Source organism: Pseudoalteromonas sp. M58, assembly GCF_042604605.1.
Classification (GTDB): Bacteria; Pseudomonadota; Gammaproteobacteria; order Enterobacterales; family Alteromonadaceae; genus Pseudoalteromonas; species Pseudoalteromonas tetraodonis.
Window position 1 is genome coordinate 205333 of sequence record NZ_CP152391.1, and the last position, 23724, is coordinate 229056.

Annotated in this window: 15 protein-coding genes; 9 read left to right on the forward strand and 6 right to left on the reverse strand. The window is 40.8% G+C overall.

Features of this window, described 5'->3' with window-relative positions; all coding sequences use genetic code 11:
- Nucleotides 1-7 precede the first annotated feature (7 nt).
- Nucleotides 8-2257 (reverse strand): TonB-dependent receptor, encoded by a 2250-nt coding sequence (locus AAGD16_RS16265; RefSeq protein WP_377115138.1) that lies wholly within the window; start codon nt 2255-2257, stop codon nt 8-10.
- Nucleotides 2258-2537: 280 nt separating this feature from the next.
- Here AAGD16_RS16265 and AAGD16_RS16270 point away from each other — a divergent pair, with 280 nt between their 5' ends.
- The 4 genes from AAGD16_RS16270 to AAGD16_RS16285 all read left to right on the forward strand — a co-directional run bounded on the left by AAGD16_RS16270 (nt 2538) and on the right by AAGD16_RS16285 (nt 7258).
- On the forward strand, nt 2538-3545 hold the full coding sequence (locus tag AAGD16_RS16270; RefSeq protein WP_010389326.1) for a LacI family DNA-binding transcriptional regulator: 1008 nt from the start codon (nt 2538-2540) through the stop codon (nt 3543-3545).
- Nucleotides 3546-3714: 169 nt separating this feature from the next.
- Entirely contained in the window at nt 3715-4953 is a 1239-nt protein-coding gene (locus AAGD16_RS16275; RefSeq protein WP_215522179.1) for a sugar MFS transporter, read from the forward strand.
- 15 nt (nt 4954-4968) lie between these two features.
- Nucleotides 4969-6465 carry an alpha,alpha-trehalase TreF gene (treF, locus tag AAGD16_RS16280; protein ID WP_013462995.1) on the forward strand — a complete coding sequence of 499 codons (1497 nt, stop codon included), beginning with the start codon at nt 4969-4971 and terminating at the stop codon, nt 6463-6465.
- Between the two features lie 103 nt (nt 6466-6568).
- Nucleotides 6569-7258 (forward strand): LuxR C-terminal-related transcriptional regulator, encoded by a 690-nt coding sequence (locus AAGD16_RS16285; RefSeq protein ID WP_013462996.1) that lies wholly within the window; start codon nt 6569-6571, stop codon nt 7256-7258.
- A gap of 52 nt (nt 7259-7310) precedes the next feature.
- Here the strand turns inward: AAGD16_RS16285 and AAGD16_RS16290 are convergent, their stop codons facing one another.
- From AAGD16_RS16290 to AAGD16_RS16305, 4 genes are read right to left on the reverse strand one after another with little or no spacing between them, the layout of a single operon-like run.
- Nucleotides 7311-8084 carry a CsgG/HfaB family protein gene (locus tag AAGD16_RS16290; RefSeq protein ID WP_024602690.1) on the reverse strand — a complete coding sequence of 258 codons (774 nt, stop codon included), beginning with the start codon at nt 8082-8084 and terminating at the stop codon, nt 7311-7313.
- The gene (locus AAGD16_RS16295; protein ID WP_016900115.1) at nt 8084-8506 is read right to left on the reverse strand and encodes a curli assembly protein CsgF; all 423 of its coding nucleotides are present in this window, start codon (nt 8504-8506) and stop codon (nt 8084-8086) included. The genes AAGD16_RS16290 and AAGD16_RS16295 overlap by 1 nt, the downstream gene beginning before the upstream one ends.
- On the reverse strand, nt 8500-8892 hold the full coding sequence (locus tag AAGD16_RS16300; RefSeq protein WP_024602691.1) for a curli production assembly/transport protein CsgE: 393 nt from the start codon (nt 8890-8892) through the stop codon (nt 8500-8502). The genes AAGD16_RS16295 and AAGD16_RS16300 overlap by 7 nt, the downstream gene beginning before the upstream one ends.
- 41 nt (nt 8893-8933) lie before the next feature.
- Nucleotides 8934-10442, reverse strand: a complete 1509-nt coding sequence (locus tag AAGD16_RS16305; protein WP_013463001.1) for a curlin — start codon at nt 10440-10442, stop codon at nt 8934-8936.
- Nucleotides 10443-11012: 570 nt separating this feature from the next.
- On the opposite strand from AAGD16_RS16305, the gene AAGD16_RS16310 reads away from it, so the two are divergent.
- From AAGD16_RS16310 to AAGD16_RS16325, 4 genes are all read left to right on the forward strand, one after another.
- Nucleotides 11013-13520: a S8 family serine peptidase gene (locus AAGD16_RS16310; protein ID WP_024602693.1), complete on the forward strand. Its 2508-nt coding sequence runs from the start codon at nt 11013-11015 to the stop codon at nt 13518-13520.
- 229 nt (nt 13521-13749) lie between these two features.
- Nucleotides 13750-16920, forward strand: coding sequence for a glycosyl hydrolase family 18 protein (locus tag AAGD16_RS16315; RefSeq protein ID WP_377115147.1), 3171 nt, complete (start codon nt 13750-13752; stop codon nt 16918-16920).
- Nucleotides 16921-16987: 67 nt separating this feature from the next.
- Nucleotides 16988-18583: a lytic polysaccharide monooxygenase gene (locus AAGD16_RS16320; protein WP_377115150.1), complete on the forward strand. Its 1596-nt coding sequence runs from the start codon at nt 16988-16990 to the stop codon at nt 18581-18583.
- Nucleotides 18584-18656: 73 nt separating this feature from the next.
- Nucleotides 18657-21287 carry a glycosyl hydrolase family 18 protein gene (locus AAGD16_RS16325; protein ID WP_036955091.1) on the forward strand — a complete coding sequence of 877 codons (2631 nt, stop codon included), beginning with the start codon at nt 18657-18659 and terminating at the stop codon, nt 21285-21287.
- Nucleotides 21288-21364: 77 nt separating this feature from the next.
- Here the strand turns inward: AAGD16_RS16325 and AAGD16_RS16330 are convergent, their stop codons facing one another.
- Nucleotides 21365-21847 carry a putative 4-hydroxy-4-methyl-2-oxoglutarate aldolase gene (locus AAGD16_RS16330; RefSeq protein WP_377115154.1) on the reverse strand — a complete coding sequence of 161 codons (483 nt, stop codon included), beginning with the start codon at nt 21845-21847 and terminating at the stop codon, nt 21365-21367.
- Between the two features lie 349 nt (nt 21848-22196).
- On the opposite strand from AAGD16_RS16330, the gene AAGD16_RS16335 reads away from it, so the two are divergent.
- On the forward strand, nt 22197-23660 hold the full coding sequence (locus tag AAGD16_RS16335; RefSeq protein WP_013463008.1) for a carbon starvation protein A: 1464 nt from the start codon (nt 22197-22199) through the stop codon (nt 23658-23660).
- Nucleotides 23661-23724 lie beyond the last annotated feature (64 nt).

A 23724-nucleotide genomic window follows, 5' to 3' on the forward strand; every position in this document is an offset into this window, starting at 1 on the left:
GAGTGTATTAAAATGCGTAACTAACGCTTAAGCGTGTTGTACGCGGCATAATGTAACGGCCATTGGGCGCGTCGGCATTACGTGGGTCGCCTTCAGTGATACCTTGCTCGTCGGTTAGGTTATCTATGGCTAATTGCAGTTTAATGCCTTCCATTGGTTCAACAATTAAACCTAAGTCTACTTTTTCGTAGCCATCGAGTGTCACGGTGTTTTCGTTATTACCAAAGCGATCATCCACCGCTGAAATTGTTCCATATAAAGTGGCATACATGCCGTCTACTTCAAAGTCATAGCTTGGTGTTACACGTACTTGCCATTTAGGCTGGCGCTGTGCTTCATTGCCTTTATTTTCTGGACTTTCAGTGATTTCGGTTTGTTGTAATGTGGTATTTAAATTAACAGAAAAGCCAGATTCATGATTAAAGTTGTAATCAAGTTCAACACCATACGCTTCGTTGGTTAAAATTTCAGCCGGCACACCCGGGCGACTTACAAAGGTATCGCCTTTTACTTCATTGACAAAAAAGGTGGCGTAGAAGTCGGTAGAGTCTGAAATAAGCTTGTAACCTAGTTCGCCCTGCGTTACTTCTTTAATGAGTTTTTCACCCCCTTGGTATGCGCCAAAGTTATCTCTAAAGTCATCAAAATATGGCATTTTATAACCACGGTTAACACGTGCAAACACGCCCATGTCGTCATTAATTGAATAGTTTAAACCGGTTGTCCATGAGGTTTTACTTTCATCGTAATCAACAGTTTTAGTGATAATACCGTCAAGGTCTTCATCAACACTGTACTGCACATCATGGTTTTCTTTACGTACACCTAAATCAAGCGTAAATGCATCTGCAAATTTATATTGGCTTGTAAAGTAAAGGGCATTGGTGTGTGCATCGCCTGTTGAGCTAATATCGTAATTAAAACCACACCCGTCAGTGTTTTGGTTACATTCAATACCATTTAATAACTCACCACCAGCTTCCAGCACATGATACGCGGTATTACCTAAGCTCCACCAATCGCTCGCAGATGTGCTTGCTGTGTAATAACCAAAAGTGGCTGATAAGTCACCAAATTGTTTTGAAAAAGCTAAGTCGTTAGTAAACGAGCTTATTTCTTTTAATACTACCCAGCGACCCAGTTGCTGAATCGCAGTGTCACTAGCATATTCGGTGTTAGTTACCGCACCGAATGCCGTTTGGCCATTGTCGGCCACTTCACCAACGGTTGTTGCTGAACCATTGGGTACTAGGCCAAATGTATTGGCATCGCCTTTGGTAATATTGAAGCGATCAATAAATTGCCAGCCATTATCAAATTCAAGTTTAATACTACCGCCGGATACATGGCCATCCCATCCTCGGCCATCACCTAGGTCAATGTCGTGTGGTTGCGCATTTGGGCCGGTAAAAATCGTCGCTTGACGGTTAAGTGTGCCAAGTTGGGTATATTCAGCATCAATGCCATTAACATTGAGTGGTGTTGGTAGGTACCATGCGCCATGATCGTCTGTTTGACGGGTATAAAAGTTAAGCTCGCCATTGTCTAACTCTTTAGTAATGTTAATTGTAAATTGGCTGCCTTTTTCAGAAGTAAAGCCTGCATCACGGATACCAGGAGAGCTTTTAACATAGCCGCCTACCATAAAATATAGGTCGTCGGTGATTTCACCACTTACTACAGCATCAACCCGTTGTAAGTCGTAATCTGAGGTGGTGTATTTAAATAAGCCTTGAGTATCTTCACTGCCACGTTTTAATCTAAAGTTGGTTGTTAAACCAGGCTGACCATTGGATAGCACAGGATTAGGACCACCACGCAGTGCTTCCATTGTTTCGATCGTTTCATCGATTCTAAATAACGATGAGTTTTCTAAAAATGAAAGAGTAGGCGCAGGGTAAACTGGCGAGCCTTCAATACTGAGTGTTAAAAATGGCGCATCACCACCTCCTGGAAACCCACGCACAAATACGTTGGCACCAGACTCACCGCCAGAGCTTTCAACCCACACACCGGGAACGGCTTTAAATAAGTCAGCAGTACTTTTAGGTGATAATTTTATAATTTGTGATGAATCAATATTTGTTACAGCGTAGCTGGCATCAATTTTTCTGATCCCAACACCTGCGGGTGTACCAGAAACGACAATTCGCTCAACCTTTTTTTCTTTTGCTTGTTCTGCTGCAAGAGCAGCGTGTGTGCTTAGGGCTAAAGTAATTGCACAGGCTAGCATGCTTTTTGCTTTATTGAATTTCATGTGTGAGATCCCGTTTTTAGTGTGTTAAACAGTGTGTATTACAGCGAGATTGATTAAATTTTAATGTAAACAGGCTGTATAAATTGAAACTCTAGAGATAAATGCAAACGTTTGCAATATTTATTTGTAAATTATTTATTAATAAGGGCTGTTGTTTTATTGAGCGTAATTACACAAGAGCGTAATTTTTGAGTTAATGGGCAAGCCAGTAAAAAATAATAATGCTATATTGTCAGTAAGTTAGATATAGCAACAGCCGCAGTGGAGCGTTTAGGGTTTTATGAATAATAAAAAAATTAAATTAGCTGATTTAGCAAAGCTTGCTGGGGTGTCTACCTCAACGGTTTCGCGCGCGCTGAATAATAACCCGCTCATTAAGCAAGAAACCCGCGACAAGCTTCAGCAGCTTGCAAAAAAACATAATTTTAGCCTTAACACGGCGGCTAGCCGTTTGCGTACGCAAAAGACCAATGTTGTTGCCGTCATTATTAATCTTGATGAGCAAACCGAGCAATCAATCAGCGATCCATTTTTACTCAAGGTAGTGAGCGAAATTAACCTTGCGCTTAATCAACAGGGGTTAGAGTTGTTGTTATCTAACTCTATTATGGCGCAAGATGACTGGGCTAATTACTTTATTAATGGCCGCCGAGCAGATGGCATTATTGTTGTGGGGCAAGGAAAAAACCAAACTAATATAGAAGCGGCTGCCGATGCAGGTATTCCTTTAGTTGTATGGGGGGATCCAAAAACACAAAGCAATTATCCTATTGTCGGCAGCGATAACTACTTAGGAGGAATGCAAGCGACCGCTCATTTAATAGAACACGGTGCTAAAAACATTTTATTTTTAGGCGATCCTGAGCATGGTGAAATTAGTGAAAGGCATCGTGGTTACGCTGCTGCACTTTCTACCCATAAACTTGAGCAGCATGTTATATCCATTGATCTTACCAGTCGCTCTGCGTATCAAGCAATTAATCAATTATTACGTGAAAAAGGGTTGTATTTTGACGCGATTATGGCCTGTAGTGACATGGTTGCACTGGGGGCGATGAAAGCGCTGAAAGAGCGCTACGTGAGTATTCCCAACGATGTGGCTCTGGTTGGATTTGATGACATTGCCATGGCTGATATCAGCCATCCTTCACTTTCTACAATTAAACAAAACACCCAATTTGCTGCGACTTTGTTAGTTAAAAAGTTAATACAACAGTTTTCAGGTGAAAAAGTCGAATCACAAGTTATTGATATAGAGTTAATTACTCGCCAGTCAAGCAAACGTTAATCTAGTATGCATGTATATTAATTGTTAAATTTAAAATGCAAACGATTGCAATGATATTTATTCTACTCTAAACTCAGGATTCACTGACTAACACACACGGTAATTTACCAGTTATGGGTAATTTGCTTTATAAACGTTATGGCGTATGTCGCTATAAACGAGGCACGCAATGAGTAAAATAAAAATCACACTGGCAATTGCTGCAAGCTATTTTATTTTCGCAATTTTATTAAATAGCGTAGGCACTGTTATTTTGCAGGCTATAAACACATTAGGGGTAAGCAAAACAGAAGCGTCGGTTTTAGAGGGGTTTAAAGACTTATCAATTGCAATAATGTCATTTGTTGTTGCTTCATTTATACCACGTTTAGGCTACAAGCTTGCAATGCTGCTAGCACTGATAGTTGTCGCTATAGCGTGTTTGAGTACGGCTGTAATAAGTGACTTTTACATGTTTAAAGTGTTATTTGCTGCTGTGGGTTGTGGTTTTGCGGTCGTTAAGGTGTCGGTTTATTCAATTATTGGCCAAGTGACTGAGGATGCAAATAGTCACTCATCATTACTGAACACCATAGAAGGCATTTTTATGGTGGGTGTATTAAGTGGCTATTGGGTATTCACCGCATTTATAGACCCTGTTGATAGCAATGCCTGGTTGAACGTTTATTACGTATTAGCAGCGCTTACGCTTTTGGTGATTATCAGTGTCGTAATAGCACCAATAAAGCCTGCTATCAAAGGTCAAAAAAGCAACTCGGGTTGGAATGACTTTATTGCTATGCTCAAACTTACCTATCAACCGTTAGTGCTGATTTTTATTATTAGTGCATTTTTGTATGTGTTAATCGAGCAAGGGGTAGGGACTTGGTTGCCTACATTTAATAATCAAGTTTTGCAATTACCAGTAGCTATTAGTATTCAACTAGCGAGTATTTTTGCCGCAGCTCTTGCTTTAGGGCGTTTAGTGGCGGGCCAAGTATTAAAGCATATTCATTGGTTTGTAGTACTTAGCTGTTGTTTAGTTGCTATGGCTGCATTGATCATTATTACCTTACCACTAACGGAAAACTTACCTAAAAGCGAGGTGAATAGTTTATTTGATGCGCCTCTGGCGGCGTTTGTTTTGCCATTAATTGGCTTTTTTATGGCACCCATTTATCCGGTACTCAACTCAGTCATGCTCAGTGCGCTTCAAAAGCATCAACATGCTGCAATGACAGGGTTAATCGTTGTGTTTTCAGCACTTGGTGGCACCACAGGGTCGGTGATAACCGGGTATGTATTTGAGCACTTTAGTGGCCAGCATGCTTTTTATCTTTCACTTGTGCCCATTAGTTTAATTTTTATTAGCGTGATTATTTTTAAAAAACGCACCCATGCCATTTCACAACACGCAGTCAATAGTTAATAGATTAGGACAGTTATGAGTTTTTTTAATAGCCAATTATTTAAAGATGTACAAACACAGCACATATTTAGCGACTGTAAAACGTTTGCTGATGCAACAGCGCGTGTTGATTGGCAAAGTGCCTGTAAACAGTATGAGCAAATAGCACCCCTTGATAAAACTCAATTAAGAGACTTTGTTGATGCGCATTTTATAACAACACCCTTATTAACAATGAAAGGGGCTGCAAATACCACCAGTGTAAAAGGCTACATAAACTCACTGTGGAGCGGCCTTCGACGTGAAGCCGATACACCCAAAGCTAATTCTTTACTCGCTTTAAAGCACAGCTATATTGTGCCTGGTGGACGTTTTCAAGAAATTTATTATTGGGATAGTTACTTTACTGCGCTAGGTTTAATTGATGCAGATAAAAGTGATGTAGTAGAAGACATGCTACAAAACTTTATAGACTTAATTAACGATTACGGCTGCATTCCAAATGGTAACCGCAGTTATTATTTATCGCGTTCACAACCGCCTATTTTAGCGCTGATGGTTGATCTTTTATGGCAGCACACTCACAGTAAAACACATAATTTAGCTTGGCTTAAATTGTGTGTTGAAGCTTTAACAAAAGAGCACGCATTTTGGATGCAAGGAGCAGATACACTCAGTGATACGCAAACAAGTGTAAAACGCGTGGTAACAATGCCATGTGGTGGGGTATTAAATCGCTATTGGGATGATGAGGCGGCTCCTCGCGCAGAGTCATTAAGAGAAGACTTAGCGCTTGCATCAGGGTTTAGTGATGATAAAAAAACTGAGTTTTATCGTAATATTCGTGCTGCGTGCGAATCTGGGTGGGACTTTAGCTCGCGCTGGTTAGCCGAGTCAAACTTACTAAGCTCAATTCAAACGACAGATATTGTACCTATAGATTTAAATTGCCTACTGTACAATTTAGAAAATCAGCTTAGTGAATGCTTTAAATTGCTTGGCAATGAGCAACAATCACAAACGTACAGCGACTATGCTGTAAAAAGAAAGTCACTTATTAATCAATATCTTTGGAGTAATGAGCAGCGTTTTTTTGTTGATTATAATCATAAGCTATCTAAGCCGTCTGCTATTTTAAGTGCAGCGGCAAGTACCCCGCTTTTTGTTAATTTAGCCTCGCAACAGCAAGCTGAACTGGTTGCAAACGTATTGAGCGAGCAGTTTTTAAAAGTAGGTGGTATTGTAACAACGGTTGTTGATACTCCACAGCAATGGGACAGCCCGAATGGCTGGGCTCCATTACAATGGTTTGCGGTAAAAGGCTTGCGTAATTATGGTATTGATCAGTTAGCTACACGCATAATGAAAAACTGGCTAACAATGGTAGAACAAGATTTTATTGAAAATAAATGCTTGCTCGAAAAATATAACGTATGCACACCGCAACAAAAAGCCAGCGGGGGTGAATATCAAGTACAACAAGGATTTGGTTGGACTAACGGTGTTACATCACGCTTTTATACACTTTTATAGGGTAACTAAACTCATTGGCTTATACCAAAAGAGCATTGTGTTTTGTAGTTAATTTAGGTAATGTGACGATTGTTGTAAATCTAATGTTTCAAGGATGAGTTATATGTTGCAAAAAAGCTCGGCTTTTATTAAGACAACGCTTCAATCGTCTTTCCATTCTCAAAACTACACAGTTATTTTAAGAACACTTCAAGCCATTTTTGGTGATATAAAAATGGACAGTACTATCCCACATATTGATCAGCGTGGTGCTTATGACATTTTTCTAATTGATGGCTCTCAAAATGATTGGCAGGACTTGATCCCAGCAGATTTAATTTGTTTGGCTAAACAGTATAAAGTTGTGCTTTTTAATGTAGAACTAGAGCAAGTATGTGAAAAAAACTTATTACTCAATCATTTTAATGGGGTATTTTATAAATCGGCAGCAGCAGAAGATATATTTAAAGGCTTAGTAAGAATTTCTACTGGTGAGCTTTGGTTTACTCGTAAAGTAATCTCTAAGGCCTTTAATGATATTCTAAGTGTGGCCTCTTCGTTTAGCTCCTTAAGCGAAGATATCACGTTAAATGAAGCTGACTATAAGCATTTAACTAAACGAGAAAAATCGGTTATTCATTTAATAGCACAAGGAGCGAGTAATAATAAAATAGCGGACAAACTAAACATTAGCGACCACACTGTTAAAACTCACCTTTATAGCGCATTTAAAAAAACTAATTCGCGTAATAGAGTTGAATTGGCCAATTGGGCGCAAAGATATATTTCAGTATTATTACCCGTTGAGAGCTAATCGTTATTTGTTTGGCCACATCAATGACGTTGTGGCCATCTGCAAGAGTAGGTTAAGTTGCCTGTTTAGCCCATAAGCCTTTATCAATACCTTTGGTGATAAGATCTGTAAGCGCCTTTTCTATTGCTTGCGTTACGCAAATGCTCATTGGTTCATTATCACTAAAGCCCGCCTCAGCTTCCGCCAGACGTTTATAGCTAACATACCTAAAAAAACCTGCTCGCATTTCTTGGCTCAATACTTTTTTGCTGGTGGCTACTGATAACAATACTTGGCCAGTTCTTACATCTACGGCACGTAAATAGATTGATATTGCATCTTCACGATATAGCTCTGATGCGCCAATACCAAAATATTCCATTCCTAAGCCACCCGTTTTTACATTGGTGTCGTAACTAATTATACCGCCTTCTAAAATGATTTTCGCAGTGGTTAACGGCGGTAGCTCGCCTTGATTAGGGTTAGTCGCTTGTGCCGCTCTAATAATTTTTCGCTCAGTCAAAATATTTTGCAAACCCTCACGTTCAACCGGCGTAAACCAGTCAGACTCATGTAATGCTTGCACTAGAATAGAGTTTGCACCTTGAGTGACGGCCGTTGAAAACGAGCTAACATTAGTTTGTGGCTTATATTGACCGGTTTGATCGCGAAATGAATAAACCGAGACTGGAATGCTGCCCGCAGGTTTAGGTAAGCTTTTTAAATCAGAAAAGACATCTGTTGGCTCTAACGTTACCGCACTTTGTTTTGACGGAGGGATTAAATTACCCATAGTAGAGCAACCACTAAGAGAAAGAGCGATTGTTATTATTATTAATTTATACATTATCCAAACCTCGGTACTTCGATAACCACAACCGAGTCATCAATTACATTTGTTATTCTAACCGTGATAGTGTCGGTTGTACTGGTGATCACTTCTATTTGATAATCACCACTCATAAAAATGGAGTCTTGATTAAAAACACTGTCTTCAATATTTTCCCCAAAAGCCATGTCGGTGATTTCTCTCACCATTCGATTTAAGTATGTCCGCTCTAATGAATCTTGAAACTGCTCTGCATACCCTTTTTCGACAACCGGCGCTTTATGTTTATTTTGTGCTTGTGCCTTACTAAGCAGCATATTTGCATTGAGAGGGTTGCCACCAAAACTAGGGTTAATAGGGGTATAAATAATTTCAGTTGCGGAGACTGAAAAGCTTAAAGTTGTTATTATTGTTAATGCTATTTTTTTCATTGTTACCATCCATTCAATGCCATATCAGGACTCGCTGTTTGCATATTCGATCGCGCCATGGCGTCCATTACAGAGTGCACTGCTTGCTCTACTCGCTCGTCCAAAGGCTCTAACTTTCGTCCCAAATGGGTTGCATAAATAATCTTATGATTCATTATTAAAACTAATTTAGTACCAGCACGGGGTATAACCGTTTCTTTTATTTCTACATTAAAGCCAGCTGTTGAAGGCAGTTCACGCCAATAATTTGAAAATTCACTATAAAATTGATACCCAAAGCGACTAATACTTTTGTTTAGTAATAATCCATCGATTTCTAAATCAGCACTGGCATTACTCAAAGGAGTATAAAAAGTTAAAAGTATAAAAAGATAGATATATTGTTTATTTTTCATAGTTAAAATAAGGGAGAGGGTTACTCTCCCCGTCTCATCAATTACATTTGTGTAATTGTTGCTGTATTACCATCACCAAGTTGAGTGACAGAGAATGTACTGTTAAAGCCAATTACGTTACCTTCAACAGTGTTGTAGTTACCGGTTTGAGTAACAGAGAATGAAACGTTTTCACCGCCTAATAAAAACGCTGAATCTCCAGTTCCACCTACCCAGTTACCTTCGCCTTGCTGTGCAATATCAATAGAGTGATTACTGCCTTCTACCATTAAGTCAATAACGTTAATATCACCATTTTGAGCAATATCAATTTGGTTTGCGTTACTATCAAGGATACCCGCTAGTGTAACAATCGCCTCGTTTTGATTACCGACTTGATTAACATCAATATCGTTATCGTTTGAAGTGAGAGAAACATCAGGGTATGAAGACTGCACTAAAATTGCGTTTTCATCGCCACCTGATTGGCTAAGATCAACATCGTTACCGCTACCATTAAAGTTAGCTAAATGAACCGAGTTAAAATCACTAACCTGGGTTACTGTAAATTCATTATTTGAACCAATGACACCCATGTATGCTTCATTAGTGTTACCAACTTGCATTGCTGTAAGCTCATTGTTATCGCCCATTAGCTCAGTAGTCGCAAGGTTTTCATCACCAATTTGATTAACTGTTACTTCATTGAATGAACCGTCAAAAAGACCAGACTCAATAGCATTATTCGAACCTTCTTGGTCTAGTTTTATTTCATTATCATTACCAGTAACGGCTGCAAAAGTAATGGTATTGTTATCACCGCTGCTTTGTTCAATAGCTATTTCGTTGTCATCACCAGCAATATCAGTAAATGTAATGATGTTACGTGAACCATCTTGGCTAACGTCAATCTCATTTTCGTTACCGCGTAATGAGCCTATTTTAAATTCATTCCAGGTGTCTGTTTGTTCAATTTCAATAATGTTTTCATCGCCTGATAAGCTAAGTACTTCAAATTCTTGCCACATACCAGACTGAGATGAAATAATTTCGTTACCATTACCTCTCATGTCCATGTTGTAAAACCAGTGACCGCCATTTCCTTGTTCAACGTCAATATTATTGTCGCTACCAGTGATAATATTGATTGCTTCATTGTTTTGAAATAACCCTTGGCCGAATTGAGAAACATAAACGCCGTTGTTATCACCCGTTATGCGCGTAATGAAACCATTAGCAACACCATCTTGAGCATAAGTTTGTTGGTTGTTATCACCTGTTGTTTCAACTTCGGCGTAATTACCATTTTGTAATTGAGCTATTTTAACATCGTTGTTGTTACCGATTTCAGTAGCTAGTGCAGTATTGCCATCGCCATCTTGAGAGACTAATGCCGTGTTGTCAGAAAATGATTGCTTAACTGTTACAGCATTCTCAATGCTACTTACAGATACTTTAGCTGCAAGCTCAGAAGTTGAACCTGCTTTTGTTTCTGTGTTTGCGTTTGCTGTAAAGCTGGCGCCCATTGCAATTGCAATTGCACAGCTTAAAAGTGATTTATTCAATTTCATTATTATTCTCCTTGAAAGATAAAATAAAATACCTTGATTATTTATTAAGTTTTAAAAAGGTATTTTCGTTGCAGCATGCCGTGCTGCCATAATGTGTGATTAGCTTTTTATTCTTAAACGTAAAATGCTGTTTTAAATATGAACTAGGGTTTGGTCATTAGTACTTGGTAAGGTGGTTTGCCATTCACTAATTCATAACTGCTCAGTCACTGTATTCTTCAATGAGTTCATTTTGAATCATCTTTTTTAATGGTAATTTAAATCTATAAATTTCAATTACTTACCAGTTTAATTTGTATTTTCTATCTATTTACATCAAAAACCAGTAAAAAATAATGAGTTAATGCCATGTTAAAAATAAGTTATTTAATTCATTAAAATGGCTGCTATTAATGTTTTTTTTACTGTATTTCTAGTTAAAAATAATGGTTTTGTTCCTGATTTTGCTTTTTTTACTTGAGTTAGTGACTGATTACCCGTTTTCTTAACGCTTGCCACGTGATTACTTAAATTCATAAACGTAAATATTTCGCTTAGTAAAGCTAAGTTAACTTAATTACGGATAGAACAATGAAAACAAAATTATCTATTATTACACTTGCACTTTTACCTTGTTTAGCTGCGGCTAAATTGCCTGATGTTAACAGTACAACTCAAAAAGTAACTGCGAGCAGTGACTCGATTATTGTTAAGTATAAAAAGAATGCTTCGCCGGAAATGCGTAAGCAAGCTCGTTCGTTAGTAAAAGCCAAAATATCTGATCTAAATAACGATGAAATTGATGATAACTTCACCTCGTTATTTTCTGGCCGCCTCGCAAAATTTAAAATATCAGGAATGAGCGCTAAAGAAGCAATTGAGCGCTTAAAATCGCATCAAGCTATTGAGTATGTTGAGCCTGATTACCGAGTGAGCATAGCAAGCGCAACTAATGACCCTCGTTTTGATGATTTATGGGGCTTAAACAACGAAGGCCAAACTGGTGGCACGGCTGATGCCGATATTGATGCACCAGAAGCATGGTCAATCTCTACAGGTAGTCGTGATGTTGTAGTAGGTGTTATTGATACGGGTGTTGATTATAGTCACCCTGATTTAGCTGCGAACGCGTGGGTAAACAGTGGTGAAATTGCCGGTGATGGTATCGATAATGACGGAAACGGTTACATTGATGACGTTCACGGTATTAATGCAATTACTGATGTTGGTGATCCGATGGATGACGAAGGCCATGGTACACACGTATCGGGTACAATCGGTGCCAGTGGTAACAATGGTGTCGGTGTTGTTGGTGTAAACCATGATGTTTCTATTGTTGGTTGTAAGTTTTTAGCCGCAGATGGTACAGGTTCTACCTCTGGTGCTATTAAGTGTATCGATTACATGGTTGGCCTTAAAAATGCGGGTGTTAATCTGCGTGTGTTAAATAATAGCTGGGGCGGCGGTGGTTTTAGCCAAGCGTTAGCTGATGCGATTACGGCTAGTGAGCAAGCTGATATTTTATTTGTTGCTGCTGCGGGTAACGATGCGGTTGATAACGATCAAAATCCACACTACCCATCTAATTATGAAAACGACAACGTATTATCGATAGCTAGTACTGATAGCAGAGATAATATGTCTAGCTTTTCTCAATGGGGCCTAACAAGTGTTGATATGGGCGCACCTGGCTCAGGTATTTTGTCGACCGTTCCTGGTAATAGCTATGCTACTTATTCAGGTACATCTATGGCAACACCGCATGTAGCTGGTGCTGCTGCACTTGTACTTTCAGTTAATCCTGATTTAACAACACTAGAGCTTAAAGAATTACTTATGTCTAGTGGTGATGCTAATGCGGCATTAAATGGTAAAACGGTTGCAGGTACACGCCTAAATGTTAACCAAGCGCTAATTGATGCTGATCCAACTCCAGGCTTTAAATTATCTGTATCGCCGGTTTCTCAGCAAGCGACTGTAGGTGATACGGTTACTTATACCTTTACGATTGGCTCAATTGCACAATGGGAAGGTGACGTTTCACTGGCTTTAGCTTCAGATCTTACCGATGCATCACTAAGCGCAACTACCGCTCGTCCGGGCGATGAAGTTGTTCTAACGGTTGCAACTAACAGCGATACTCAGTGGGGAAATTACGACTTTACTGTTACCGCAACAACTGAAGAGCAAGTTAAAGAACAAACTGTTAGCTTAATGCTTCAACCTGCTGGTTTAAATGACTTTACTTACAGCAGTGATGAAAACATCGCTATTCCAGATAATTCTCCAGAGGGCGCAAGCTCAGTTATTACGGTTGCTGATGATTTAACTATTTTTGGCACCACTGCTGATGTAGATATTACGCATACTTGGTCTGGTGACTTAGTACTTACGCTTATTTCAGCGCAAGGTACAGAAGTAACTTTACAAAGCAATGAAGGTGGCAGTGCAGACGATATTGTTAAGTCATTTACATCAAGCGTATTTAATTCTGAAGTGGCAACCGGAGATTGGACACTTCATGTTGAAGATACAGCTGGTGCAGATACGGGTAATATCAATGGTTGGTCACTTACATTTAGCGCTATTGGTGAGGTAAGCCCACAACCACCACAAGCTGGCTTTAGTGTTTCAGCACAAGGTTTAACTGCTACATTTGTAGATACAAGTCGTGATGTAAATGATGACATTTCACAGTGGAGCTGGAACTTTGGTGATGGTTCAACATCAACAAACCCAAATCCTACACATGTTTACGCTCAGTCAGGAAGCTATGAGGTTGAATTAACCGTAACGGATAGTGAAAATAACTCAGATACATTCACTCAAACAGTGGTTGTTAGTGATGTTGAAATTGAATTGAGCTTAAAACGCGCTAACAAGTCACGTCTTGATACTATGCGTGTTGAGTTAAACTGGGCAGAAGTAGGGGCTGAGTCACTTAGCCTATACCGAAATGGCGAACTAGTAGATACCGTATCAGATAATGGCCGTTACCGTGATTATGTGCGTAACGCAACATTACCGGCATACGACTATCAGTTATGCGTATCTGAAAACGTATGTTCGAATATTATTACGGTTTCATTTTCTGAATAAAACGTTTACCCCTTAGACATTCAAAGCCCAGCAATGCTGGGCTTTTTTATGGAATATCCCTTCTTAATTTTATAGTAATAAATAATTAGTTAATTTTATAATGTAACTATTTCGTATTTATTTTGTTTGTTATTTGTGCATTATTTTCTTGATATTTACGATATCCATGTTAAGTTTGTACCTGAAAGGTAAAAAATAATGAGTATAAACATCGTTAATGGAGGAGCCAATGAGCTCACGTAAAATAATAACAAATGCCTTTAATCTAAGTGCTTTATCGTTAAGTTTTCTTAGTTTAAATGTACACGCGTCTATTGATTGCAGTGCGTTAGAACAGTGGCAAACAGGCCAGACACACGTTGCTGGAGATCAAGTGCAAGCGCAAAGCACAGCGTATGAAGCTAGCTGGTGGACGCAAGCCAATCCAGTGGAGAATGCTGGTGATTATAAAGATTGGAAAATTTTGGGTGTATGTGACAGCGCTGTCATTGATAATGAAATTCCAGTAATTAGCGAGTTAATGCCTGCAGACGGTTTTCAACTAACCGATAAAGACAGCGTTGTCATATCGGCGCAAGCAATTGATAACGATGGAGAGGTAACCACCGTTGAGTTTTTTGTTGATGGTATTTTTCTAGCTGCAGATACTTCATCACCTTACAGCGTTGATTGGCAAGCTGTGGCGGGTTCTCATCAAATAAGTGCAATTGCAACGGATGATCAAGGTGCGCAGTCATTACAAATCATCAATACCTTAACAGTTGCAGATGACGTTACTAATCCTGTTAATCAAGTACCCGTTGCATCAATTTCATTGAGTACCTTACCTGAACAGCTAATTGTGGGTTCACAAGTTGTGTTTGAGCTTTCAGGTAGCGATAGCGATGGTGAGATCACCGCGCTTAATTTTGCTATAAATGGTGATGATACTCATCAAGCGACATCAGCAACTAGTCAGTATACATGGCAGGCTACAGCTCTTGGGCAAGCCAGCTTTACACTTACAGTGACTGATAACGAAGGGGCTACAGCACAAACCACAAAAACCCTAAATGTTGTTGACTCTGCAGCGCCCGGCAGTGGTGTAACTGATTGTCAACCACAAGGGTTATATCAAACCCCCGGTGTTAATACGCCTTATTGTACTGTGTATGATGCTGATGGTCGTGAAGTTATGGGAGCTGACCACCCGCGTCGTGTTATTGGTTATTTTACTAGTTGGCGAAATGGTGCTAATGACCAACCAAGTTATCTAGTTAATGATATTCCATGGGATAAAATTACTCATATTAATTATGCCTTTGCGCATGTTGATGCCAATAATAAAGTATCTATTGGCGATCCAAATTCAGCAAATAATCCTGCCACAAACATGGAATGGCCAGGCGTTATTGGCGCTGAAATGGATCCTGAGTTTGCATACAAAGGGCACTTTAATCTTTTAAATAAATATAAAAAACAACACCCACACGTTAAAACCTTGGTATCGGTGGGTGGCTGGGCTGAAACGGGGGGGTATTTTGATGAAACCGGCCGCGTTGAAAGTGGTGGCTTTTATACCATGACCACCCATGCTGATGGCTCAGTCAATTATGAAGGTATTAATGCATTTGCAAAAAGCACCGTTGAGTTTATTGAAAAATATGGATTTGACGGCGTTGATATTGATTATGAATACCCATCTTCAATGAACGACTCAGGTCACCCCGATGATTTTCCTATATCCAACGCGCGCCGTGCAGGATTGAATGCCTCATACCAAGTGCTAATGAAAAAAGTACGTGAAGAGCTAGATCGTGCAGGTGAAGCCGCAGGTAAGCACTATTTACTCACTATTGCGTCTCCATCTTCTGGTTATTTACTACGAGGTATGGAAACCTTTCAAGCGGTTAAATATCTGGATTATGTAAACATTATGTCTTACGACTTACATGGCGCATGGAACTCACATGTAGGGCACAATGCTGCCTTGTTTGACACCGGTTTAGACTCAGAACTGACACAATGGAACGTATACGGCACTAAAGAATTTGAAGGGATTGGTTACTTAAACACCGATTGGGCGGTTCGTTATTTCCGAGGGGCAATGGCTGCCGGTCGAATCAATATCGGTATTCCTTATTATACTCGAGGTTTTAAAGATGTGTCGGGCGGAACTAATGGTCTATGGGGTCAAGCGGCTTTACCAAACCAAGCTGATTGTGCCACAGGTACAGGGGTTGGTGAAAAGAACAAGTGTGGTAATGGTGCATTAGGTATCGATAACCTTTGGCACGATAAGAACGACGCAGGTCAAGAAATGCCCGCCGGTTCAAATCCTTTATGGCACGCTAAAAATCTCGAAAATGGTATTGTTGGCTCTTACCTCGAAGTGTATGGCTTAACCCCCGATACCGATGCTGACGATCGCTTAACAGGTTCTTACACACGTTATTACGACAGTGTTGCCGTCGCACCTTGGCTTTGGAATGCCGATAAAAAAGTATTTCTGTCGATAGAAGATGAAGAGTCGATGGCCTCTAAAGTTGATTATGTTATTAACAATGGCCTTGGCGGTATCATGTTCTGGGAGCTTGCTGGTGATTTTGATTACGACTCAGCAAAAGGCGAGTACTTCATGGGGTCAACGCTTACTTCACTTGCATACGATAAGTTTAATCAAAGCGGTGTTGCATATGATGTACATGGCGGAAATCCAAACTTTACAGTGCCTGCTGAAGCTGTAGATATCACATTTGAAGCCAAAGACTTCCCTGTCGGTGATGATAACTACCCAATCAGCCCAACATTTGCGTTTACCAATAACTCAAGCCTTGATTTAAGCGGTGCAAAAATTTCATTTGATGTACCGGTATCAACCTCCGCTATTTTTAAATCCAACTGGAATGCACAAGAAAAACTGGGCATGGCAGTAGAAGTAAATGGCTCGAACGCAGCGGGTAATAATATTGGCGGTTTTGAGAACGAGTTCCACCGTTTCTCAATCACACTGAACAATGAATGGGGCGGTCAACCAAAAGACTTTAGTGCTGGTGCAACTGTGAATGCACAAGTGATGTACTACATGCCAATCACTGGGCCTAGCAACTTTACCATTGAAAAAGATGGAAAAACTTACGCATTCAAAGCTGAATACCCAATGCTACCAGATGCAACACCAGGTGATGGCACGGGCAATCCAGATAACGGTGGCGGTGACCCTGCAGGTACGTGTGAAGGAGTTGATATAGCCTCGATACCTGTTTATCCAAACTTCCCTCAAACTGACTGGGCGGGCAACCCAAGCCATGCCGCAGCAGGTGACTTAATGTCTCATAACAACGCGATATACAAAGCCAAGTGGTGGACAACGTCTGAGCCGGGTGTAACGGCTGATTGGACCCTAAGTTGTAGCCTGTAATTTTCAAAAACAATGAGGGGTAGGCCTGAGCTTGCCCCATGTATTGAGTCTAATAAAGGATAAAATAATGGCATCAATTAAACTTAACACGATTACGCTATCTGCAATTACTAGTGGTTTACTACTCAGTACACTAGCACCGCAAGTGCAAGCACATGGTTATATGGATATCCCTAAAGCGCGCCAAGCATTTTGCCAAGATGATGGCGGGTACTGGTGGCAAGAAGATGGCACAAATATTCCTAACCTTGCTTGTCGAGCAGCATATTTAGAATCGGGCACGGTGCAGTTTGTGCAAGCGATTGAATTTTCTGTTAATACTCCTGACTATTTAAATCAAACCGCAGTTGAGGCCAGTGTACCAAACGGCACTTTATGTGCTGGTGGCGATACAGCCAAACGGGGTATGGATTTACCATCACCACATTGGCAGCGCAGCGATGTAGTACCCAATGCTAATGGTGAAATTCAAGTTCGTTACCTTGCATCAACACCACATAACCCCAGCTTTTGGCAGTTTTACTTAACTAAGCCAACTTTTAATGCCGCTACTGATGTATTGACCTGGCAAGACTTAGAGCTAGTTCAGGAGCATCAAAATGTTGACGTGATTAAAGACACCGATGGTGAGCGTTATTATCAAATGAGTGTGGCTATTCCACAAGGGCGCAGCGGCGATGCTATTTTGTACAGCCGCTGGCAACGAAACGATGTTGTGGGTGAAGGCTTTTATAACTGTAGTGATATAAATATTGTAAACGACGCTGCTCCAACCAATCCGAATGCGTGGGCAAGCCTTGGGTACTTTGTACGTCAAGGGCAAAATGCCATTGCAGGCGACACTGTATGGGCTCGCTTATTTGATGAATCTGGCCAAGAGGTGATCAACCAACAACTTAAGATCAGTGCCGATAATCAAGCAAATTGGCAGCAAGTGTTGGCGTCACAACTTAACCTTGATTATGCGCATTTAGTGCAGATTGGTGTGCAAAATCAAGTTGGTGATGTTGTATTTAACAGCGCTGATGTACTAACAAACCAAGTCTATGGAAGCAATCCAAATTACACTTATACATTAAGCGTGCAGGGCACCCCTGATAATACAGCGCCTATTGTTAGTAAGCCAGAAAACCTAGTAGTTGATGAAAACACCACCACGGCTGTGCATTTACATGCGTTTGATGATGAGCAAAATGCGTTAATTTATACTTGGTCAGTACCGGCACCACTGAGTTTTACCGGTAGCGATGCCAATATCAACTTAATTTCACCTGAAGTTTCAACACCTACAGATTATACCGTTGTGGTATCTGTTTCTGATGGCCAATTAACGACCCAAACCGAGTTTGTTGTCACCGTTAATGACAGCGTTATCAATGATCCTGCTATAGCGCCTTGGAGCACTACTGAGGTTTATCAAGCAACAGATAAAGTGAGTTTTCAAGAGCGTGTTTACTTAGCTAAATGGTGGAATCAAGGTCAGCAGCCCGATAGTTCAAGTGCGTGGGAGCTTGTTGAGGAGTGTACTAATCCAGCAGCATGGAGTATTAACAAAGCCTATCAAGCGGGCGCAGAAATAATCTATCAAGGACAGCGCTATCGCGCTAATTGGTGGACTCAAGGCGATACGCCAGGACAAGCCGATGTATGGAAAACACTGTAACTAAAAGCCTAAGTTTTGTAGTTCAAACTTATTAAACCAAAATAATCACATTAAAAATAGATAAGAGAGAAATATGAATATTAAACAATTAACCGCAGCTATGGGTGTTGCACTATTTGCCGGTTCTGTATCGGCAGCGCCTTCTACACCAAGTATTAATTGGGAGCCACAGCAATATTCGTTTGTTGAGGTAGACCTTGAGGGAAACGGCTCTTACAAACAGCTGGTTACCCGTGTTGAGCAAGTTAATATCAACATTGAATGGAGTGCGTGGAGCGGTGATGGCGGCGATAGCTATAAAGTGTACTTTGATGACATGCTAGTAAATGAGGGCACGCTTGCTGCTGGTTCTAAAAGTGGCACTATTTCATTCCCTTATGATAAAGCAGGCCGCCATACAATGTATGTTGAACTATGTGAAGGCGGCACGACCTGTGCGAGAAGTGCGGGTAAGCCAATTGTAATTGCTGACACTGACGGCGGACATTTAGCACCATTACCTATGGATGTTGACCCAAATAACCGAGATATTGGCGTTAAGCAAGATTTAGTGACGGGCGCTTACTTTGTTGAGTGGGGGATCTATGGCCGTGATTACGATGTAACGAATATGCCAGCACAAAACCTGAGTCATATTTTGTATGGCTTCATTCCAATTTGTGGTGAAAATGCGTCGTTAACTGGCGGTCCTAAGCGCGCACTGGAAACAGCCTGTGCGGGCTCTGCAGATTACGAAGTGGTTATTCACGACCCATGGGCCGCAGTACAAAAAGCATTGCCAGGGGTTGATGCTAAAGATCCCATTCGTGGTACTTACTCGCAGTTAATGGCACTAAAACAGCGTTACCCAGATATTAAAATTTTACCATCTGTAGGTGGTTGGACGTTATCAGACCCATTTGGTGGTTTTACTAATAAAGCAAACCGCGACACCTTTGTTGCCTCAATGGAAGAGTTTTTAAGAACCTGGAAGTTTTACGATGGTGTTGATATTGACTGGGAATTCCCAGGTGGTGACGGCCCCAATCCTGATATTGGCGATCCAATTAACGATGGCCCAGCCTATGTGGCGCTTATGCAAGAGCTGCGCGCTATGCTTGATAAGCTAGAAGCAGAAACGGGTCGTACTTACGAGTTAACCTCAGCCATTGGTGCTGGTTACGATAAAATTGAAGATGTAGATTATCAAGCCGCAAGCCAGTACATGGATTACATTTTTGCCATGACCTATGACTTTTATGGCGCATGGAGTAACGTAACTGGTCATCAAACTGCACTTTACTGTGGCGAGCACATGAGTGTTGGTCAATGTAATGGCACTGGGCTTGATGAAAATGGCGAACCTCGTAAAGGCCCTGCTTATACCACCGATAATGCAGTACAGCTGTTACTTGCGCAAAATGTACCATCGAAAAAAATCGTCGTGGGCACAGCCATGTATGGCCGTGGTTGGGAAGGTGTTTACCCGCAAAATGCAGCGGTTGATGGTAACCCAATGACCGCCTCTGGTAATGGCCCGTTAAAAGGCTCCACGGCACAAGGTGTATGGGAAGATGGAGTTATTGATTACAAAGGCGTTAAAGCCAATATGATTGGTGCGGCAGGCACCGGTATTAATGGTTTTGAAGTGGGTTATGATGAGCAAGCACAAGCCGCTTATGTATGGAATCGCTCAACTGGTAAACTGATCACCTATGATAGCCGTAAGTCTGTGCTGGCCAAAGGTGCGTATGTTAATCAGCATAACTTAGGCGGTTTATTTGCATGGGAAATTGATGCTGACAATGGTGACATTCTAAATGCAATGCATGATGGCTTAGGGGGCGTAGTTGCGCCGCCAAGTAATAAAAAACCGGTTGTTTCAGTGTCTTCATCTGTGTCTGTTAATTCAGGAGAGAGCATCACAGTAACGGCTTCTGCAACCGATGCAGATAACGATCCACTGAGCTTTAGCTGGAGTGCTGATAGCGCGCTAGTAGTATCTGGACAAAATACATCATCACTGGTTATTAATGCGCCAACAGTGACTACAGATACACAGTATGTTGCAACCGTTGCGGTATCAGATGGTCAAGCAACAGTAAATCGTGATGTTGTTGTTAATGTTATTGCGCCGACATCAGGCGGCGAAAATACAGCACCGAGTGTTAATGCAATTGCTAATGTTAGTGTTGAAGAAGGCGCATCAGCAAGTGTTGCTGTAGTTGCAAACGATGCACAAAACGATGCGCTTACATATACGTGGACAGTACCAGCAGGCTTAACGTTAGTGGGCAGCGGTGCAAATGTAAGTATTGAGGCAGGCGCTGTAGATACAGATACAAACTTCACTGTTTCAGTTGCAGTAAGTGATGGCGCATTAACTACAACGCAAAGCTTTAGCGTAACAGTGACAAATGGTGATACTACCACTCCACCAACAGGAGATTGGGATGCGAGTGTTGCATACGTTGGTGGCGATGTCGTCACTTATAACGGCGTTGAATATAAAGCAAAGTGGTGGACTCAAGGCGAGCGTCCTGATTTAGGTGGTGCGTGGGAGGCAACAACACAGCCTACAGATGGTACGGGTGTCGAAGTTTGGCAGCCAACGGCTATTTATAACAGTGGTGATGAAGTTTCTTATCAAGGTAATAAGTACCAAGCTAAATGGTGGACTCAAGGGAACGAACCTGGTTCAACCGATGTATGGTTAGCACTTTAATGTAAAACTTTATTGTTTGATTTTATAAAAAGCAGCTCTCGAGCTGCTTTTTTATCGCGAACAGCCACTTTGATTGTTCAAAACAAGGCTTTATTACTAATAATTAATCCATTGACATCAGCATACACCCAATCACCAGTATAAATTGTGGTGTTTAACATATTAACCGGGTGATCTTTGGCACCTAAACCGCGCTTAGTGGTGCAGCGCGGCGTAGCGCCTAGCGCCATCACGGGTAAATCAAGCGTGGCAAGAATTTCAATATCGCGGCAGCAACCATTAATAATAATGCCTTGCCAGCCATTTTTTAGGGCTCGCTCTGCAATCATATCGCCAATGAAGGCAAAACGCTTACTAGCAAAGCCATCCACAACCAACACTTTGCCTTCACCATTTTCATGTAATATGTTGCCAGCAAACGAGTTATCGTCTGGGCAGGTGACAGTCACTACTTGACCATAAAAGAGAGTTTTATTACCAAAGTGTTGCAAGCCACTGTCAGCGACTTGCACATGGTCGCGATGTTCATCGTATAAATCGGGCGTAGTAAACTGTGTCATTGAGGGCATCCTTGTTTTTTATAAAGCCACGTAGGCCAACGGCAGTACATTAAAAGTAGTAATAATGTTTATCGTAGGCTAATTAATTATTCAGGTGTAGCTATTGTTGTAAATTGGCGTATAGATTTTAGTCGCAATATAAGCACTTTTAACGTTTTTTAACGCTTTTTTATAAGTAACTTATGCTGTTACTTAGTTTTATTTTTTTAAATAAATTTGATTTTGCCAGAGCATTAGCCAAACGTCTCATTGTTGCGTGCTTTTTCATATGCTACGTTCAATTGTTATTTTAAAATTTGGGCTGCAATACTTGGCCCTATACACACATACAAAAAGAGAAGCGTGCTTTATGATCATCTTTTTTATTTGCCTAACTATTTTAATATTAGGCTATAAGTTTTATAGCCCGTTTGTTGAAAAGCAAGCGGGCATGGATTCAACGGTCGACACACCACAAAAACGCTTTAGCGAAGGTGTTGATTACGTTGCAATTCACCCTGTTCGTGCATTTTTGATTCAATTTTTAAATATAGCAGGCGTAGGCCCCATATTTGGCCCAATATTGGGTGCATTATATGGTCCGGTTGCGCTTGTATGGATTGTGCTTGGTAATGTTTTGGGTGGCGCTGTACACGACTTCTTCTCAGGAGTAATGAGTATAAAAGAAGACGGTAAAAGCTTACCGGAAATAGCAGGGCACTACTACAACGTTGTATTTAAAGGTTTTATGCTTATTTTTACTGCGATGCTACTATTTTTTGTTGGTGTTGTATTTATTATGAGCCCGGCAGGATTATTAAGTAACCTTGATATATTTAAGGATACAATATTTGCAAATAATACCTTTTGGGTTTTGGCCATTTTAGCTTACTACTTTTTAGCCACGTTATTACCCATTGATAAAATCATCACTAAGTTTTACCCTATTTTTGGTTTGTTAATGATTGTGATGACAGTAGCTATTGCGGTATCACTACTAATAAACGCACCGCATTTACCAGTAGCGGGCGACTTTTTAGCATACTTTGAGGCCGATCACGCTCATGACTTCTTAGCACCCAATCCTGATGGACTGCCCACTTGGCCGCTGCTATTTATAACCATTACCTGTGGTGCTATTAGTGGTTTTCACTCAACGCAAGCACCTATTATTGCCCGTTGTTTAACCAACGAAAAATACGTACGCCCAGTTTATTATGGTGCGATGATGTGTGAAGGCATTGTAGGTTGTGTTTGGGCACTTGCTGGTATTGCTGCATTCCCAGAAGGCTATGCGGGTTTAAAAGCTATGCTTGATCTTGGTGGCCCAGGTTTGGTGGTTAACCATATTGCAAACAGCTACTTAGGTGTATTTGGCGGTATTATGGCAATTATTGCTGTTGCTGTTTTCCCTATTACCTCAGGCGATACGGCGTTTCGTTCACTGCGCTTGACCGTGGTTGATGCGTTTAGTATTCCGCAAAGTTTACGTAATCGTTTATTGCTAGCAATCCCTATTTTAACCATTGCCTACTTTATGACTAAGCTCGATTTCTCTGTGATTTGGCGCTACTTCGCATTCTCAAATATGCTGCTTTCTACCAGTGTGTTGTGGCTTGCGACCAAGTATTTATTTGACCGTGGTACATTCCACTGGATCACTAGTATACCAGCAGTAATCGCTACAGCAGTGACCTTGTCATACATAATGACTGCGGCAATAGGGTTAAACTTATCAAGTGATTTAGGTAAACCGATTGGTGCAGCGGTGGCTGTTATAGGGTTTATTGTATTAGCTGTTGTGCATTCAAAGCATAAAGTGCGTACGGCTTAATAAATCGTAATCTCAAAAATGTAAAAGCGAGCCTTATAAAGGCTCGCTTTTTTTATACTTGATC